Source organism: Echinicola marina, assembly GCF_020463795.1.
Classification (GTDB): domain Bacteria; phylum Bacteroidota; class Bacteroidia; order Cytophagales; family Cyclobacteriaceae; genus Echinicola; species Echinicola marina.
The window spans coordinates 1,923,577-1,941,485 of the sequence record NZ_CP080025.1; the positions used below are offsets into that span (position 1 = coordinate 1,923,577).

Here is a 17,909-nt window from a genome sequence, read left to right on the forward strand (position 1 = left end):
AATCTCCCATCTACTCTTCATAAATTTCAATCGCCACTGGCCCCTCAATTCCTGAGGGCATGACCTTCCAGCCGGAGGCATCGAAAGGTTTATAGTTGATATTGACAAAGTTGATTTCGTGGTAATTGCGCCATTCCAGGCCTTGCTGGTCCATATAGCGGATGCGGTTGGCCATGAGGTTGGCGACCTGAATTTTGATTTCGTTTTCGCCGTCTTTGAGGAATTCCCCGATCCGTAACTGATAAGGAAGACTCCAAGCATAGCCTGCTTCTTGGCCATTGATCCAGACTTTGGCGCTTTCGTAGACCTTGCCCAGTTTTAGCAGGTAGCTCTTTCCTTCCCCTTTTTGAAGGGTGAAGGTGCTGCTATAAGTGGCCTGTCCGGAGAACTGGTCGGCTATTTTATCCCCCTGTTCAGTCCAAGGCTGAATGGTCGTCATGTGTTGATCTTCTGGTAGCTCAGGACCACCTTGATCGAAATGGACTTGCCAAGGGCCTTCTAGGGAAATTTGCTTGTTGATGGTGTCCAGGTATTTCCAAGTTGGGATTTCATTGTTGTCGGCTTGGCTGGTTTGTAAGATCAGGCTTTGTCCGAATGCTAAATGAACCTTGACCATGGTCTTTGCTCCCTTGATACGGGATTGTGCCAAGCCTGTAGCTCCGCTCAGTGGATCCAGGATGCTCACGGTTTGGGCGCTTAGGTTCAGTGGGATTTCTTTTTGGATGGCCTTGTCGGTGTGGTTGACCAAGAAATAGTATTTGTCTTTCCCTACAGCCCTACGGATAAACTGCAGGCCTGTGTCGGCCAGTTCTTCCCTTTGGATGCTTTCAGCCTCCAAGGCCTTCTTAATATCCTGATTCAGGATCACCTTGCCTTTGCCATGGGCAGCAATGCCCTGTGCATTGAAGCTAAGCTGTTCCCAAGCCTGGTTCAGGGCAGCTTTTCTTTCTTTTACTTGATGAAAGCCCGGCACTTCCTTAGGCTGTTCCTGGAAGATGACCGTTGCGCCTGCTTCTGCCAATTTTAAAATGCTTTCCAAGGTCTTGACCGGTAGGTATTCCATGGCGGGGATCAGCAGGGCCTTGGCAGGTGTAGCATCTGCATGGGTTTGGACCTTACCGTCGATGATTTGTGCTCCCGCCAATAGCTTATCGGAGGCAAAATCCACCGCATAACCTTGTTTCATCAAGGCGGTGGACTGGGCATAAAACTGCGTGGGGTGCAGCCAGTGGTCGATATGGTGCACGGAGATCATCTGGAACATATTGCCCTCATCTGCCCATACATCATAAACCGGCCAGTACATGATCAGTTCATTATCCGGCTTTCCGGCCTGTAGCACGGACTGACAGCGGGCGATGTATTCATTAAAGCTTTTGAAATGCGGCCAAAGGCTGTTTTGCTGGGTCAAGTTCAGGGAGGCGTAAAATAACCAGCCCGGGAATTCCACATCCTTAGGGGAATAGGTCACGCCATGGTAGAACACATGGTTGATGCCTGCCAAGAAGGCCTGGTCCACCTCTGGCTTCATCTGTGAAAAGGAGCTTTTGAAGTGCTCGCCCAGCCAGGTGAAGGTTTCGCAGGAGATCAGTTCTTTTCCGGCCAGGTGGCCAGCAGAAGAGGCAAACTTAAGCATAATGGGATCGGGGTCCACGTTGCGGATATCGGCACTGTCCCTGCGCAATCCCGGGATGGGGAAATAGCTGGAACCAAAGGTTTCGCACTCGGGAATGTCCACAGCGGCATAGAGGTCGATCAGGTTGCCCGGTGAGCCATGGGCCTGGTTTTTGGTCAGCTTGCCTTTATGATGCGCCCAATCGGTCCATCGTTGGGTAAAGTGTTCCAAGAGCAGTTCATGCAGGGTTTCCCGGTAGTCGGACTTGATTCGGCGGGAGTTTTCGCTGTCTGTTTTGCCAAGCAATTCGGGCAAGTGAGGCTTGAGGTCATAGCCTCTACGTTCTTGGAATTCCTCCAAGAAGTCTTGGGTGAAATTGGCCCCATAAACTTCAAAACTATCATTATAAAAGCTGCGGATACCTGGTGTTTGCTGGATAAAAGCGCTATCAAACTCCCCTAAATAATCTTCAATGGCTTCCTCGGCAAAATGGTCCAAGGTATAGCCTTGACCTCCCGGAGCGGCCCGCTTTACTTTTTGCCCGGTTTTGCCATTATAGATGGCCATGATTTTCCAGTTTCCTGCTGCCTCCCATTTTATTTCCCCATTTTCTGCTACCTGAGTGGTGATATCTTCGACCTGTCCATTTTCACCATAGGCCATTACCGCAAGGAGTTTGGGAGAAAGGTCAGGGTGCCTTTCATTGATGATATTCAAATCGGCCTTAAAAGTCCCATTGCCATCAAAATCAAAATCCTTGACCTCCAATTTGGAAGCGGCAAAATGGGCTTCCACAAATGGTCCTCCAAATGGCCAACCGGTACCTTGGGTCAGGTCCACGCCCATGCCCAGGCTATCGGCCACATCCACGGTATAGTGGAGCATGTCCAGCCATGGTTTGGAAAGGAAATCCAAATAACGGTCCTCATAACCTTTGGCACCATAGATCGGAGCGATCTCCACGCCGCCAAGTCCAGCATCAGCGTACTCATGCAGGAGATAGTTGAGGTTTTCTTTGTCCACGGCATTGCCCATCCACCACCAGCGGGTCCAAGGTTTGGCGGTCTGGCTGATCTCCGGCCAGCTGCCTGCTTGTATTTGGGGGACAGTTTGCGTTTCGGTGCTTTTTTGGCAGGAAAATGTAAATATTGCTGTGGCTAAGCTTAAGGAATAAAGGCTTGTTTTGAGTTTCATGAATGGGTTATTTATGGTCAAAAGGTGTCCACTATGTAAGCGAATTGATTTTTATTGTCTCAAGGTCCAGTTCTAGACCGAGCATCGATAAATATTATCCACGGATGAACACAGATGCACACGGATGGATTTTATCTTTTTATCATTAATCTGTGTTTATCCCTTTCATCTCATTCCCCGGTTTGTGTCCTCACAGACCGGAATGAATCCTATTTAAGGCCAAGTGGCCTGTGAAGACACATGCCACGGAGTAAAGAACCACTCCATCTGTGTTTATCTTTATCCATCTGTGGTTAATTCTTTATTCTGTTGTGGCTGTGCGCCGCGGTGTAGCACAGCGGACAGGGCAACGATTTCCGCTTATCTCCCCCCTCCTAACCTCCCCCTTTAAGGGGAGGGATCGATTTCGTAACTTTTATCGAAAAGTCCCCTCAAGGGGGATTAAGGGGGCTTAAAGCGTAAATACCTCTTTCAAAGTCACACTTACCGGGGAATTGTCGGGGTGGGTCTCCATGATGTCTGCCATATAGGCCCACCATTTTTGCACGATCTCGGTGCTGCCCAAATCCTGGGAAGAGCTGTCGCCCGAAATGGTCTGCACGGCAAATAGGCTGGAGCTTTCCTTGTCCAGGTAAATGGAATAATCGACGACCCCGCTGTCCTTGAGCAGCTTAACCAGTTCCGGCCAGATTTCCCGGTGCCTTTTTTCATATTCTTCCTCATGTCCGGGAAGGAGTTTCATGCGGAAAGCGATTTGTTTATTCATGGACTTCATTTCAAATTAATCTTGTAAGATGCCAAAATAAAAATACAAGGTTCTTTTTACAGGGCCAAGTACTTTATTGTCATCTCCTTGTGGACCATAGACGCCCGCTCTGGAGGTGATTCCCAGTGCCAGTTTACTGCCCAATGCCGGGATGCCGTCCAAGAAGGAAATATCACCTGTAGGCAGTTTAGGATAGGAAGTAGGCCCGGAAATGCCATAGAAGTCAAATAACCTGACGAAGAGTTGGTCGTCTGGAGAGACCACATAAAACTTTCCTTGGGCAGTGTTGATCTCCATCCAGGCAATATCGCTGAAATAACCCTTGAACTCTGGATATTCCCATGGCGTAGCGCCCGTATGGGTATTATTATACAGGTTTTGGTGGGCGCCAAACTGTCCTTGAGGCCTGTTTTTCCACACCCGGTAAGGACCTTTGCCCAGCCATTTGGCGCTGATAACATTGGCCTCTGGATAGTCAAAGCTGATGCCCATATAGGGATATTCCCCTTCTGGCAATTCGTATTCATAGGTGAGTGCTACCCAACCATTGGGCTGGATGGTCCATTGGGCGTATTTCAAGGCACCATCATAATTGACCTTGAAAATTTGTTTGCCGTCAATTTCTTCATGACTTATCGTACTTACCTCTCCATCGCCTTGGGTAAAGCTAGGGCCATTAGTAAAGGAAAGCTCAGGCCCTGAAGGTTTCTGGATACGGGCAAGTTTGCCGGTTTCCTTGTCAAAGCTAAGGGTAAAGCCTCCGCCACTGATGGTTACCAGTTCATCCTTTTCTTCGAAAGTGCCAGTTTTTCCTTCTTCGTTATTTTTGATCTGTGCCATCAATCCTTGAAGAGGAGCAATAGGCCAGGACCAGGTGTAAATTTCTTGCCCATGCTGATCGGTAGCCGTAAGTCTTAATCCTTCTTGTTCCTGCCAGTTGGCGGGCAATGGGATTTGGATGGAACCCGTCTCCAGTGGAGCCATATCAGGGCCTTGGAATTGGCCTGAGATAACAGTCTCATATCCTGTTTGGGGACTGGACATGGACTTATAATCCACCAGCTTCCACTCGAAAGTAATCTCATTGAGGTTGGTGAAGTGGTAGCGGTTTTCCAAGGCAATGGTGCCGTCAAAAGCCTCCGGCAATTGATCCAATTGGATTTTTACTGGTGAATAAATTTCTTTGATGGCATAGACACTGCCTTCTTTTTGCCTGAAAGGCCCTACCAAACCATCAGGGGCATTGAGGCGGTTGACGTCGATTTTATTGTGAATATCCGTTCGGATAATTCCCTCATCGGCCAATACCCAAAGGAAACCACCACCAGACATTTTGGAAGCCCACATCAGCTCCCAGTAATCATGAAGCCCGGCAGCTGCCCCGCCATCATCCTGGCCGTGCAGGAATTCGGTAGGCATATAGATCAGGCTGTCGCTTTTAAATTTGTTGGTTAAGCTTTTATAGTTCTCATAATGGTCCGTATCTATTCCATTGAAGGCATTGCCCGGACGGTGGTGGGCATGGAGTACAGGTCTTTTGGAAGGATCATAAAGTAAGAAATCATCGTCCAGTTCCTTATTGGTACCGCCTTCATTACCATTGCTCCAAAAGAGGATGGAAGGATGGTTGACATCTCTCATGACGAGTTCCTTGACCAGCTTTTCACCGGATTCGGTATCATAGGCATTTTGCCATCCACCCAGTTCATCCATGACATAAAGTCCCAGTGAATCACAAAGGTCCAAGAAAGAAGGATCCGGGGGATAATGGGCCGTACGAACGGCGTTCATATTCATTTCCTTGATCAGCAATACGTCCTGTAGGTCGATTTCCGGAGTAAGGGACCTGCCAGTTTCCGGCCAAAAAGCATGTCTGTTGACTCCTTTCAATTTTACTTTGGTGCCATTGACATAGATGCCATCCCCTTGCCTGATTTCAATGCTGCGGAAGCCGAAGCGTTCTTTGGTGCTGAAAATGGTTTCCTCGCCTTCCATTAGGCTAAGGTGCAGCTCATAAAGATTGGGGCTTTCAGCGGTCCAAGTGGCAATATTATTCAGCTGACTTTCGATCGAGGTGATGCCTGTTTTGTCTACCTTGACATCCAAGGTTTTGATTTCCCGTCCATTTAAATCGGTAATGATGGCCTTGATCCTACTGTTTTTAGTAGCGGATTGGGTGTGGACTTCTGCCTTGAAGGTGCCATCTGCCTCAGCGACAATAGCGGTATGTTCAATATGCTGTTCGGGGAAAGCCTGCAAATACACGGGTCTGAAAATGCCACCAAAGATCCAATAGTCTGCGTAGCGCTCGGCTCTATTGACAGAATGGTTTGCGGACATTTTGCTGACAGTTACTTCCAGTAAGTTGTCTTCACCAGGTTTTATTTTGTCGGTAATGTCGTATTTAAAGCGGTAAAAAGCCCCCTGATGGATTTCCCCAGCAAGTTGGCCGTTAACCTTTACTTCAGTATCCGTCATGGAACCTTCAAAAACCAGTTCGATGGTTTTGCCTTGCCAGTCAGCGGGGACCTGGAAGGTATGTTTGTATAGGCCTTTTTCATCGGCAAAGCGGAAGGATTTGCCATAGGTGTGATAATCCCTGCCATAATTATAAGTGCCGAATCCCTGTTGTTCCCAATGTGAAGGGACTTCGATGCTGGTCCACTCGCCACTGTTTCTGCCTCCGGTGCAGTAAAAATCCCAGGTGACGGTATGTTTACTGTCTTTGCCACTGAGGTATTGGACTTCCTTATTTTGGGCAATAAGCAATTGGGGTAATATAAATAAGCCTGTTAGCAGGGCCAATACAACTTTTAGGTGATTTATTTTTTTTGTTTCCTTAGATAATTTTAACTCCATGGGTTTAGGTTATTTTAAAGAATTTAATCGACTAAGAAAGGAATATATGGGCTAAAAACTGTTATGGTCTGGGAGGGATGGGGATTGTTTGGTTAATGGTTTTTATATTTTAACCATTAAGGAATTAAGGGGCATTAAGGTTGGGTTTGTTTTTTTTGCAACAATGCTTTATGCTCTTCATGCTTTTATGTCTTTATGGTTTGTGTTTTAACCATTAAGGAATTAAGGGGCATTAAGGGTTGGTATTGTGTTTTTTGTTATAAGATTGCTTCATGCTCTTCATACCTTCATGTCTTCGTGGTTCATGTTTTAACCATTAAGGGATTAAGGTTCATTAAAGGTTGGGTTTGGATTTTTGTGTAGAAGATTGCTTTATGTTCTTCATGCTTTTATGTCTTTATGGTTTGTGTTTTAACCATTAAGGAATTAAGGGGCATTAAGGTTGGGTTTGTTTTTTTTGTTATAAGATTGCTTCATGCTCTCCACTCCTTCATGTCTTCATGGTTCATGTTTTGACCATTAAGGAATTAAGGTTCATTAAGGTTTTGGATTGTTTTTTTGTGAACAGTACTTCATGTCCTTCATACCTTCATGTCTTCATGGTTCATTTTTTTAACCATTAAGGGATTAAGGGGCATTAAGGTTGGGTTTGTTTTTTTTGTTATAAGATTGCTTCATGCTCTCCACTCCTTCATGTCTTCATGGTTCATGTTTTGACCATTAAGGAATTAAGGTTCATTAAGGTTTTGGATTGTTTTTTTGTGAACAGTACTTCATGTCCTTCATACCTTCATGTCTTCATGGTTCATTTTTTTAACCATTAAGGGATTAAGGGGCATTAAGGTTGGGTTTGGATTTTTTGTTATAAGATTGCTTCATGCTCTTCACTCCTTCATGTCTTCATGGTTCATGTTTTGACCATTAAGGAATTAAGGTTCATTAAGGTTTTGGATTGTTTTTTTGTGAACAGTACTTCATGCTCTTCACACCTTTATGTCTTCATGGTTCATGTTTTAACCATTAAGGAGTATTGAGGTTTTGGGTTGGTTATTATGAGAAAATATTTTTTGTGATTAATACTTATAACCAATAAGTGGGATTGAGTTTAATCTTTGATTTTGTTATATTAGTACCTATTGATTTTTGTTGAATTAAATTTTTTAGAGATGTCTTCATTTTTGAATATGACTAAGTTTGATGTTACGCAATTGTCCTATGAAATAACTGGATGTGCTATAAAAGTACATAGGGAGTTAGGGCCAGGTCTATTGGAAAGCGTGTATCAACAATGCTTATCTTTTGAATTAAGAAAGCAAGGCTTTAATGTTATAGAGCAAATGATTGTTCCAGTAGAATATGATGGGCAGGTGATAGAAACAGTTCTTCGTTTGGATATGCTTGTAGATAATTGTGTAGTGGTAGAATTAAAAGCAGTGGAGAATGTATTGCCCGTTCATGAAGCCCAGTTGTTAACTTATATGAAGTTGTTAAAAAAGCCACAGGGACTGTTAATTAATTTTTTCACAGATAATATTAGCAAAACGATGAGACCTATGGTGAATGAATATTTTCGGGAATTGCCAGATTGAAGCATGAGTGGAATTTGTGTTTTTGGCCATTAAGGAGTAAAGGTTCATTAAAGGTTTTGGATTGTTTTTTTGTGAACAGTACTTCATGCTCTTCACTCCTTCATGTCTTCATGGTTCATTTTTTAACCATTAAGGGATTAAGGGACATTAAGGGTTGGCATTGTGTTTTTTGTGAACAGTACTTCATGCTCTTCACTCCTTCATGTCTTCATGGTTCATTTTTTAACCATTAAGGGATTAAGGGACATTAAGGGTTGGCATTGTGTTTTTTGTGAACAGTACTTCATGCTCTTCACTCCTTCATGTCTTCATGGTTCATTTTTTTAACCATTAAGGAGTTAAGGGTCATTAAGGGTTGGCATTGTGTTTTTTGTGTGGAAGATTGCTTTATGTTCTTCATACTTTTATGTCTTCGTGGTTCATTTTTTTAAACATTAAGGAGCATAAAGATTTTGGGGCCAGATTATGTAATGATATATGGGGGATGGTGGCAGGATACCTCATAACAGCTAGAACAAAGGTGCTATGAAATGGGATAAATTGTTATTGGTATATTTTTTCTTGGTTTCGGTGATTAATATGGTTTTTGAAGGCTTAATAATGGTGTTTTTGTGTGTTTTAATATTGTTTTATTGGTATTTCAACTGTGTTAGGTGAAAAATTCAAACGTTTGAAAAGACCATTTCCCATGATAGTACAGTACGAATTTTTAAAATTCTACTGCTAGTTTGCTGCTGTCCTGAAAATCAACTGGAGCTAGCCCAAGGCTTTTGATCAAGATTATAATCAAGATGGCCATGCTTTAATGTTCAGTAATATAGGATGGTTGGGGAATATTGTTCCCTAGGAGAAATGATTAGTCACACCGGACAAACAAAACCTAAAATTAAACCATGAAAAAGCAATTTACCCTAAAAAACCATTGGCTCAAGGGAAGTCTATTCCTGCTGGCCATGGCAGGCGGTACAGCAACTAATGCAAGTAGTTTGCTTTATGAAACTGCCCATTTAAAAACGAGCGAAGCGCTTGCACTTTCCCAGGAGCAATTCGCCAAAGAAATAAGCGGAACGGTGCTGTCAAGTGAAGATAATCTGCCCCTGCCGGGTGTCAGTATCCTGATCAAGGGCAGCAGTACAGGAACGGTCACTGATATTGATGGGAAATTTACCATAGAGGTGCCCAGTGAGGAATCCGTATTGGTTTTTAGTTCTATTGGATTTGCAAGACAAGAGATAACTGTAGGTTCTCAAAGCACGATCAATATTACCATGGAGGTGGATTTGCAGCAGTTGGGAGAAGTGGTCGTGGTAGGATATGGTACCCAGAAGAAAGCTAATATTACTGGAGCCATCGCCCAAATCGAACCTGAAAACTTGGATGAAAGGCCTATACAGCGAGTGGATCAGGCATTGATCGGCCAAATGGCGGGTGTTCGGGTAAAGCAAACCTCCGGGGTGCCGGGCAGAGGCTTTGACATACAAGTGAGAGGAGTAGGTTCCATCACGGCCAATAACCAACCGCTATACGTGATTGATGGGTTTCCATTGGAGAGTGCTGGCGGCAATCCCATGGATAACCTGAACCCGAATGATATTGAAACCATACAAGTGTTGAAAGATGCATCTGCTGCGGCTATCTATGGTTCCCGGGCATCCAATGGTGTGGTCATTATCAATACCAAAAGTGGAAAATCGGGCAAGGCCCAAATCAGCTTAAATGCCTATACAGGATGGAATGAGACGGTGAAGAAATTGGATGTGCTGAGCCCTACAGAGTGGATTGACCGTGCCACAGAAATGATCAATACCCAGTGGGAAAATTCTGGTGAGGGAAGGTCAGCTTCTCAGACCTTGGCTGAAAGGGAAGCCATCTTGGGTGGTTTTGATCGAAACTATATGTATGATGAACGATGGATGCAAGAAGGCTATCCAGGCTTAATGCTGGTGGACTGGCAAGACCATTTGTTCAGAAAAGGACTGGTACAGAATTACCAGCTGAATGCTTCCGGAGGGAATGAATTTGTCAAGTATTTTATTTCCGGGGATTATATGGACCAGGAGGGAATTGCAGTTGGTGTGGATTATAAGCGTTATTCAGCCCGTGCCAATGTAGAGGTTCAGGCAAGTGATAAATTGAAATTTGGCTTGAATCTCAATCCTTCCTATTCATCTTTGGATGATCCGGGGGTAGAAGGTAAAGATGCGATTACCCATACTACGGTAGGGATGGCTCCAGTGGTTGAAGCTGATGCAGGTATCTATACAGGAGTGGGCGATATTCCGCTGTACACTTGGGCCAGCTCTAGGATCAGTCCCATTGCTTATGCTGAAGAACGGCTTAACCAAACAAGCATATTTAGAAATCTGGCGACTATTTATGGACAATATGACTTTATAGAGGGCTTGGCATTCAAAACGACATTGAATGTGGATAATGTGGATCAACAGAATAAAAACTATACCCCAGCGCCCGTAACCAGAAATAAGCAGACTACAGGGGGCTTTAACGGGTACAGAAAACTCACCTTTGTCAATGAAAACACCCTTTCCTTCAATAGGACTTTTGATGAAGTGCATAATGTAAGCGCAGTGGCAGGGATGTCCTATAATTTCAATAAGCGCAATACCTATACTATGGGAGGTAATTTTGATGTAGAAGGCATTACGACCCTGAATGCCGCTGTAATCAATGCGGGGAGCACCAATACCACAGAAACACAAAGTACCTTACTTTCCTATTTTGGTCGTTTGCAATATGATTATAAAGGTAAATATTTGATTTCTGCATCGGCAAGGAGGGATGGTTCTTCACGCTTTGGACAAGATACCAAATGGGGTTTCTTCCCTTCGGTGTCCTTGGGTTGGAGACTTTCTGATGAAGTTTTTATGGAGGATGTTTCTCTCTTGAGCGATTTGAAATTGCGGGGAAGCTGGGGACTGTCCGGGAATAATGGGATAGGCGATTACTCCCATATAGCGACCTTGGATTTTGCGAATTATTCCTATGGTGGAGCATTGGTCAATGGTTTGATTCCAGGCAATTTTCCTAATAACGAATTGGGATGGGAAGAGTCCGAAATGCTCAATATAGGTTTGGACCTTGGGGTCTTACAAAATAGGATCTACGCTTCCTTTGATTATTACACCAAGAAAAACACGAATCTTCTCTTGAATATCCCTGTGCCTTCTGCCACAGGCTTTAGCTCTGCCTTGACCAATATCGGTGAGGTGATGAATAAGGGTTGGGAATTTGAGTTGAGCACCAGAAACCTAACGGGTGAATTTACTTGGTCTACCAATTTTAACCTTAGCCATAATACCAATGAGGTCAGGCAGCTAGGACCAGAAAACACCCCGATATTAGGTGGTAGCTTTGATATCAATCACAATATTACCATGGTGGGAGAGCCGATGTACAGCTTATACTTGGTGCAGAATATTGGGATCCTCACCCAAGAGGAAATTGATAATGGCGCGGCACTTTATGGTAACCAACAGGAGGGAGATCCCCAGTATTTTGATGCCAATGGTGATGGGGTGATCGATCCAGATGATAGGATACTTTCAGGCCATCCCAATCCGGATTATGTATGGGGGATTACCAATACCTTTTCATATAAAGGATTTGACTTAAATATATTGGTGCAAGGCCAATGGGGCGGATTGATCTATTCCACTTTTGGCAGGGCGATGGACCGTCCGGGAATGGGATTTGTTGAAAATACCCTTGGCCGACACAGGAATCGCTGGAGATCCCCAGAGAACCCTGGTGATGGGCAGACAGGCAAGGCCGTGTCCAGTTTTGGTAGAATAAAAAATACGGACTGGCTTTATCCGTCTGATTATTGGAGGATCAGAAATATTACTTTGGGCTATGACCTTGGCAGATTGGTCAAAAACAAGAATTTCCTTACAGGAGCCCGTATCTACACCACTGCTGAAAATTTCTTTGGAGGAGATAAGTATACGGGAGGCTTCAATCCTGAGGCAGTTAACAATAACGGAGATGATTATGGTGCCTTTCCGCTTTCCCGATCAGTTGTATTTGGTGTAAACCTTAAGTTTTAATTCCTAAAGACAAGTATCATGAAAAAGATAAAAATTCTATATATCGCTTTGATCAGCTTGGCCTCTGGAACAATGATGTCCTGTGAAAGTAAGCTGGATCAATCCCCTAAGTCTTCTTTGGGATCAAACGCATTTTATCAAAATGAGTCAGACTTTATCAAAGCACTTTCGGGCGTGTACAATGGCCTAAATGCTTATCCAATCAATCATTTTGAACTGAGTGAGGTGCGCTCGGATAATATTTACAGTCCAGGAACTGCAGGTGTGAGGGATTATAACCTGATCAATAACTTCAATACCAATTTGGCAACAGCCGGTATTATGAACAGCACTTGGAATGACCTGTACAATAATATCATGCGTGCCAATACCATTTTGGAAAAGCTGACTGCTGATGTGGTGGCAGATGAAAATATGCGTGCAAGGATTGAAGGGGAAACCAAGTTCTTGAGGGCCTTGTTTTATTTTGATTTAGTACGGTTTTATGGAAAAGTGCCTTTGTTTGACCGGCCAGTTACTCCTTTAGAGGCATTGGAGATACCAAGAAGTCCTGTTGCTGATGTTTATAGTCTGATTATTGCTGATTTGGAATTTGCCATTTCCAACTTGCCAGATGAATTCACCAGCGCCACAGATTTGGGCAGGGCCACTTCCCATGCTGCCAGAGGGCTTTTGGCCAGGGTATATATGACCCGATCTGGAACCCAGCTGCATCCTGAAGGGCCTGTAATGGGCACAAACGAATGGGATAAGGCCATTAGTTTGTTGGATCAGATTATCGACAGCGGTCAATTTGATTTGGTGGACAATTATGCAGATATCTTTGCCTATGACAATGAGAATAATGAGGAGATCGTGTTTGATATCCAGTTCTTGAGTGGAGGCCAAGGTGTAGGTGGGGAATATGTGCAATATCACTATCCCGAGGCATTTGCCAGAACCAATGGGATTCCATTTGCTGGGGGGACTTTCCCTGATGCGCCGAAAACAGTATCGGCCAACTTAATGGACTCTTATGAGAGCAATGATGTCCGTGATGACTTTTCGGTTTGGATCAACTATGATGACGGGAATGGAAATATTACCCAGGACCGATTTATCAAAAAGTATTTGGATCTGGATAATCTAGGAGTGGATCGTTTTGATTTTGAACTGAATTTTCCTGTAATCCGCTATGCCGATATTTTGCTGATGAAGGCAGAAGCCCTGAGTAAAAGTGGAGGCGCGCAGTTGGAGATCGATGCCTTGGTGAATAGTATTCGTCAAAGAGCCGGATTGATATTGCCTTTGGTCAATGTCTCCTATGAGCAAATCATGGAAGAGCGGAGAAGGGAATTTATTGGTGAAGGGCTGAGATGGCATGATTTGGTCAGGTCAGGAATGGCCATTGATGTGATGAAAGCTTGGGTTGAGGAAGAAGATGCAGCCAATAAAATCTCTACTGATATTACTGCAGATGATATGATTTATGCTGTTCCAATCAACCAATTGGATGTTAAGGAAGGCTTGTATGACCAAAATGCAGGGTATTAAACTATGGACATAAAATAAAGTTAGGCTTAATTAAACCATCCGCTTCAGTCGGATGGTTTTTTGGCTTTTGATTGTCGGATTTGAAATGAAATGGTGTCAGTAATATTATTTTATGTTTAGCCGAAAAATACTCGGACAGCTACCTTTTTAAACCCGGATTATGCATTTTCAGTCCGTAATAGATAAGCTAATGCATATTTCGGGTTAAAATAAGAAACTAATTCAAGAATTATGATTCAGCGATTTTCCAGAAATACTATTTTTCAATTTTATGGTCTCCTTTTGACCTTGTTTCTAATAATACAAAGTCCCCAGGTCATTGCACAGGAATATTGGCATGGGGAATATAGGGAGCTTAGGTACCAACCCGATGGAGAGGACTTTGTCATTAAGAACGGAGAGCGCAGGTTTAACCGGGCACTTTATGGTTATCACTCAGACTTCAGAACAGAAGCTGGAGATTTGCCTTTGTTCTCTTTTTACTTACCGGGCATGGGCGGACATTTTCGCTTTGGGATACAGCAGGGAGAAAAATCAATATGGCTGAGTGAGGCTACTCATATCGAGTCGCGTTACCGGGCAGGAGCCATGGTCTATACCATTGCAGATCCGATGCTTTCAAGTGGCAAGATAGAAATTGTGGTCATGCCGTTCAGGGACAGGGAAGGAGTTGTTTTTAAGGTGAGGACCAAAGAAGAAGTGGGGGAAGTGAACTTGGTATGGCTCTATGGTGGGGTGACAGGTAAGCGGTTTAGAAGGATGGGAGATTTGGGAGCTGATCCACCATCTGTATTTGATTTAAAGGTGGAAAACTGTATTGGAAATCATATACAGTTTAATGAAGACAATCAGATAGCGCTTTTCTATGGTGATGAAAAAAGCGGTGAGGAAAGAGCCAAGATGATGGGTGTTTTCCCAGAAAAGGCTAGCCTGAAAAGGGTTAATCCTGCAGCGATGGATGATATTAATAAGCTTTGGTCGTCCCAGGCAGATCAAGCAGCGGCCATAATGGGGAAAATAAACTTGTCTTCCGAGCAGCATTATTTTGCCATTTATCGGCCAGGTTTTGGCGAAATGGATTATGCAGACCTTCCCATGGCTTTTGAAAGCGCGAATAGAGAAAGAGCTGCTTTAGCCAATAGGGTGACAGTGAAAACTCCCGATCCCTTTATCAATACCATTGGCGGAGCCTTGGGGATCGCTGCGGATGCCATTTATGATGCCCCGGCCTATGTGCATGGTGCAGTGGCTTGGAGGATGCCCCTGCCTGGTTGGCGAGGAGCTTATGTGGCAGATTGGATGGGATGGCATGATAGAGCAAGAACCCATTTTGATGGTTATTTGGCCTCGCAATATTTGGAACCAGCAGGGAGCAGAAATGATCCTGACTCTGCTAAACATTTGGCCAGACAACTTGAAAAAACAGGCAAATCTATTTTCAATAAAGGATATATCAGCAGGAGACCCGGGGAGCCATCAGGTCCGCATCATTATGATATGAACCAGGTGTTCTTTGATCAGCTGATCCGCCATTTTGATTGGACAGGAGATATTCAATATCTGAAGGAAGTATGGCCAGCAATCCAACGACACCTTGCTTGGGAGCAGCGCAATTTTGATCCAGATGATGACGGCCTTTATAATGCCTATGCCAGTATCTGGGCCAGTGATGCCTTGCAGTATAATAGTGGTGGGGTCGCCCATTCTTCAGCCTATAATTATTATGCCCATAAAAAAGCAGCAGAATTGGCGGATATTTTGGGAGAGGATGGATCCGGATATCAGGCGGAGGCGCAAAAGATTTTGAAGGCCATGAATGAAGAACTATGGTTGAAGGATGGCTGGTATGCTGAATATAAGGACTTTTTGGGGCCGAAGAAATTGCACCCCCAAGCAGGCGTTTGGTCCGTGTACCATAGCCTAGATAGTGAAGTTCCAGATGCCTTCCAGGCTTTTCAAATGACCCGCTATGTAGATACGGAAATCCCCCATATTCCCTTGGTGGCCGAAGGTCTTCCAGAGGGAAAGTTCCAGACCATTTCCACGACCAATTGGATGCCCTATACTTGGTCTGTAAACAATGTGGCATTGGCGGAAGCCTTACATACCAGTTTGGCCTATTGGCAAGCAGGCAATGCAACAGGGGCTTTCAAGCTCTGGAAAAGTGCCATTTTGGAAAGCATGTATTTGGGAGGCAGTCCTGGGAACTTTCAGCAGTTGTCCTTCTTGGATGCCATGAGAAGCGAGCTTTATAGGGATTTTGCGGATGCTGTCGGTATGGGGGCGCGTTCTTTGATAGAGGGACTTTTTGGAATACAGCCTGAGCTGATGAACGACCGTTTGACTATTCAGCCAGGGTTTCCGGATAGTTGGGATTATGCTACGCTTAAAATTCCCGATTTGGGAGTTGATTTTAAAAGAAAAGGAAAAGAGGATCAGTATGAGGTGATTAATCGTTTTGGGAAAGATTTGGAGCTGAATTTAATACTCGATGCTCCTTACGAATCCATTCAGGAAGTGCAGATAGATGGACAGGAGACTTCTTGGGAACCCTTGGAAGATCAAGTGGGAAATCCCAAGGTAGCAATAAAAGTTCAGTTGGAAGAAAAGGCTACTATTTCAATTGTTTGGAAAGGGGAGAAAATAGATGTGGTTTCTCATGAAAAAAATCCTGTTCGTGGGGACGTGATTACACTTGGTAGTGATGAGCTGGAAGTGTTACAGGTGCATGATCCAGAGCATCTCTTGGCGAAGGCTGAATTAGAGGATAAAAGACTAGCAGCGAGAATTGGAAATGTCCTTGGCCATGGTACTTTTTTTGCAAAACTAAAGCAAGGCCAGATGAGCTGGTGGGAGCCAATAAGCACTGAGGTGAAGCCTGAAATAGAATTAATACTGGCAGAAGAGCAAGATGATTCATCTTTAAAATTCAGGGTCAAGCACCATGCTGACCAAAAGCTGCAACTTAGCATCAAAGTCAATGGGAAAATATGGGAAGAGCAGCTTGCTTGTGGAGCTAAGGAGCATAAAGATTTGACCATTGCTTCAAATGAATTCCTCAAAACAGGAACCAATATAATTGAGGTGTTTGCAGGTGGACAGCTACTTTCCAGTAAAAAAATGACCAACTGGAACCTGCCTATTAAAGCCCGAGAATTAGAACCCATTGATATTTCAGATGCTTTTAATGATAAAGTGACCAGCATCTTTAGAAATGAATATTTAAGTCCCCGCTCGCCCTACCCTACTTTGCAAATACCTATACAGGGAATGGGGGATTGGGCTTCATATGGGGCATATATGGATATTGATGATGTTGGCTTGAGGGCATTGGCTGGTAATGAAAATAAATTCACCTTACCACAAGGGATTCCTTTTTTCTCTCCGGGAGATGCTGCTAAGAACAATATTGTCTTTACTTCGATTTGGGATAATTATCCTGATAGTGCAAGGATTTCATTATCCGGCAGGGCCAGTCATGCCTATTTGTTGATGGCAGGTTCTACCAATCATATGCAGAGCAGGATAGAAAATGGAAAGGTCATTATCCACTATAAGGATGGTACTGCTGCGGAACTGTCCCTAAGAAATCCGGAGACATGGTGGCCTATTGAGCAAGATTATTTTATAGATAGATATGCATTCGAAACAGGTGCTCCACGACCTATCAGGGTACATTTAAAGACAGGTAAAATTAGTAATCAAGCCCATGATGATTATACTGCCATTGATCATTTTACGACTTATGCGATAGATGGAGGAGCTGCTACTGTTTGGGATCTACCACTGGACCAAAGTAAAGAATTGGATTACTTAGAGGTCAAAGCCACTACAATTGAGGTGGTTATTGGATTGATGGGGTTGACCTTAGAGCGATAGAAGCCTGCCAAAGGCCAAATGCTCAATGTGCAAAACTTATGGAAAGGGTAGTCGATTTCAAAGCATTTAGGTTCTACTCCAAACGATATCATTTGTGCTTCTCGATTTGGTAGCAGTCTTTACAACAATCGTTATAGCGACTTTTACATTTTCGAATTGTTAAGCCTCACCGAGAAAGGGTGGGGCTTTTTTATGTCCATTTGATCAAAATTAATGATACCTCACTTTAGGCAGAAGTAGCTGAAATGGGGAGTCAACCTGTTAGTTATGCAAAAATAATATCAGTTTTGGCGAATAAAATATTAAAATAATATAAGAAAATAATTGAATAATGCAAACGTTTCCGTACTGTACGGTCAGCACAGGTCAGTACAGATCAGTTGGTATTTTTAAGCTACATATATTTC

The 17,909-nt window shown here is 43.7% G+C and carries 7 protein-coding genes; 4 read left to right on the forward strand and 3 right to left on the reverse strand.

Translation table 11 applies throughout. From position 1 onward, the window contains the following. Positions 1–10: 10 nt before the first annotated feature. From KZP23_RS08200 to KZP23_RS08210, 3 genes are all read right to left on the reverse strand, one after another. Entirely contained in the window at positions 11–2,809 is a 2,799-nt protein-coding gene (locus tag KZP23_RS08200; RefSeq protein ID WP_226335700.1) for a glycosyl hydrolase, read from the reverse strand. Positions 2,810–3,260: 451 nt separating this feature from the next. Further along, positions 3,261–3,575: an L-rhamnose mutarotase gene (rhaM, locus tag KZP23_RS08205; protein ID WP_226335702.1), complete on the reverse strand. Its 315-nt coding sequence runs from the start codon at positions 3,573–3,575 to the stop codon at positions 3,261–3,263. A gap of 15 nt (positions 3,576–3,590) precedes the next feature. Beyond that, positions 3,591–6,434 carry a glycoside hydrolase family 2 TIM barrel-domain containing protein gene (locus KZP23_RS08210; protein ID WP_226335703.1) on the reverse strand — a complete coding sequence of 948 codons (2,844 nt, stop codon included), beginning with the start codon at positions 6,432–6,434 and terminating at the stop codon, positions 3,591–3,593. A 1,166-nt stretch (positions 6,435–7,600) separates the two neighbouring features. Here KZP23_RS08210 and KZP23_RS08215 point away from each other — a divergent pair. The 4 genes from KZP23_RS08215 to KZP23_RS08230 all read left to right on the forward strand — a co-directional run bounded on the left by KZP23_RS08215 (position 7,601) and on the right by KZP23_RS08230 (position 17,502). Further along, positions 7,601–8,023, forward strand: a complete 423-nt coding sequence (locus KZP23_RS08215; protein ID WP_226335705.1) for a GxxExxY protein — start codon at positions 7,601–7,603, stop codon at positions 8,021–8,023. Positions 8,024–8,916: 893 nt separating this feature from the next. Then, entirely contained in the window at positions 8,917–12,090 is a 3,174-nt protein-coding gene (locus KZP23_RS08220) for a SusC/RagA family TonB-linked outer membrane protein (RefSeq protein ID WP_226335707.1), read from the forward strand. 18 nt (positions 12,091–12,108) lie between these two features. Continuing rightward, positions 12,109–13,623, forward strand: coding sequence for a RagB/SusD family nutrient uptake outer membrane protein (locus KZP23_RS08225; protein WP_226335708.1), 1,515 nt, complete (start codon positions 12,109–12,111; stop codon positions 13,621–13,623). A gap of 288 nt (positions 13,624–13,911) precedes the next feature. After that, positions 13,912–17,502, forward strand: a complete 3,591-nt coding sequence (locus tag KZP23_RS08230) for a DUF4450 domain-containing protein (RefSeq protein WP_226335709.1) — start codon at positions 13,912–13,914, stop codon at positions 17,500–17,502. Positions 17,503–17,909 lie beyond the last annotated feature (407 nt).

Bases quoted from the DNA above. Each gene is read 5' to 3' on its own strand.
- rhaM (WP_226335702.1), bottom strand. From the start codon at position 3,575: ATGAATAAACAAATCGCTTTCCGCATGAAACTCCTTCCCGGACATGAG.
- KZP23_RS08225 (WP_226335708.1), top strand. From the start codon at position 12,109: ATGAAAAAGATAAAAATTCTATATATCGCTTTGATCAGCTTGGCCTCT.
- KZP23_RS08215 (WP_226335705.1), top strand. From the start codon at position 7,601: ATGTCTTCATTTTTGAATATGACTAAGTTTGATGTTACGCAATTGTCC.
- KZP23_RS08210 (WP_226335703.1), bottom strand. From the start codon at position 6,434: ATGGAGTTAAAATTATCTAAGGAAACAAAAAAAATAAATCACCTAAAA.
- KZP23_RS08200 (WP_226335700.1), bottom strand. From the start codon at position 2,809: ATGAAACTCAAAACAAGCCTTTATTCCTTAAGCTTAGCCACAGCAATA.
- KZP23_RS08220 (WP_226335707.1), top strand. From the start codon at position 8,917: ATGAAAAAGCAATTTACCCTAAAAAACCATTGGCTCAAGGGAAGTCTA.